Annotated in this window: 1 protein-coding gene; it reads left to right on the top strand. The window is 40.1% G+C overall.

From position 1 onward, the window contains the following. Positions 1-111 precede the first annotated feature (111 nt). Positions 112-1191 (top strand): IS30 family transposase, encoded by a 1080-nt coding sequence (locus CLV38_RS13585; RefSeq protein WP_106196526.1) that lies wholly within the window; start codon positions 112-114, stop codon positions 1189-1191. Positions 1192-1306 lie beyond the last annotated feature (115 nt).

Raw genomic sequence — 1306 nt, 5'->3', positions numbered from 1 at the left:
GCTGGATTTTATAATGAAGTTAGCCACTCAGGCTAACATATAAAAAACGCCATGTGAATTTCATGTTATATTGAAGTTACCACTAACTCTCAATAGACAGGATGAATTCACATGACGCACTCTAACGATAACACATTAGCACGCAATGGAAAACACTTATCTTATTCAGAGCGGTCTCAAATAGCTATATTAAAGACTGAAAACTACTCCAATCGTGAGGTTGCCAGAGCATTAGGTCGAGTCCCACAAACAATTAATAACGAAATAAAGCGCGGAACCATCACCCAGCTCAAACGACAAAAACAAAACGGTAAAGTCTATGATTACTATACGACTATATACGATCCTGATGCTGGACAAGCAGCTTACGATAGGCACCGATTGAACTCTGGCCGTAGGCCAAAATGGGCTGATACGGATGCGTTCATTGAGTGGGCAGATGATAAAATACTGGAGGAAAAATGGTCTCCAGATGTTGTCGTTGGATTTGCTAGGACACAGGACTTGTTTGATCCTTCTATTATTCCTTGTACAACCACTCTTTATGGATGGATTGACAAAGGCATCATGAAAACCAAAAATATGGATTTACTTGAAAAGCTGTCGCGCAAACCAAAAGACTCTTCTTATAGAAGCCGAATAAACAAACGTGTTTTAGGAAAATCCATTGAACAACGACCAGCAGAGATAGACGACCGTCAAACCTTTGGTCACTGGGAAATAGATACCGTCGTAGGGAATAAAGTGAAAACTGATTCTGTTTTATTAACGTTAGTTGAACGTCAAACACGCTTTGAAATCATCCTAAAAATCAAGGGTAAAGATAAGGAGTCTGTGGATCAGGCGATCAGTCAGTTACAACATCGAGCGGGTGATACCTTCTCAACAGTATTTAAAACCATTACCTCTGACAACGGTTCTGAGTTTGCCGGCCTTCATGATGCGCTTAAAGAAACACTTGATGTGTACTTCAGCCATCCTTATGCTTCATGGGAGAGAGGAACGAGTGAGAACCAGCACAAATTTATTCGCCGATATATTCCAAAAGGGAAAGCCATTAGTCAATATAGTGAGACCCAATGCTTGAGAATACAACAATGGATGAATGACTACCCACGGAAGATACTCGGTTATCAAACACCGCATGACTGTTTTGCCAACGCTCTACGTTCTCTGTCCCAGGTTGCCTAAGCACGATAGTGCTTAGTGAATGATGATGAATGTGTTCCACTACCAATTAAACAAGTGATTATTAACCTAGAAAAATTTGTTAACTAAGTGGCTAACTTAAACTTGAAATTTACGA

This window comes from Alkalibacterium olivapovliticus, from assembly GCF_003003275.1.
GTDB classification, from domain to species: Bacteria; Bacillota; Bacilli; order Lactobacillales; family Carnobacteriaceae_A; genus Alkalibacterium; species Alkalibacterium olivapovliticum.
This window is presented reverse-complemented; position numbering and strand designations above follow the sequence as displayed.

Excerpts from the sequence above, each read along its gene's own strand:
- CLV38_RS13585 (WP_106196526.1), top strand. The coding sequence starts at position 112 with ATGACGCACTCTAACGATAACACATTAGCACGCAATGGAAAACACTTA.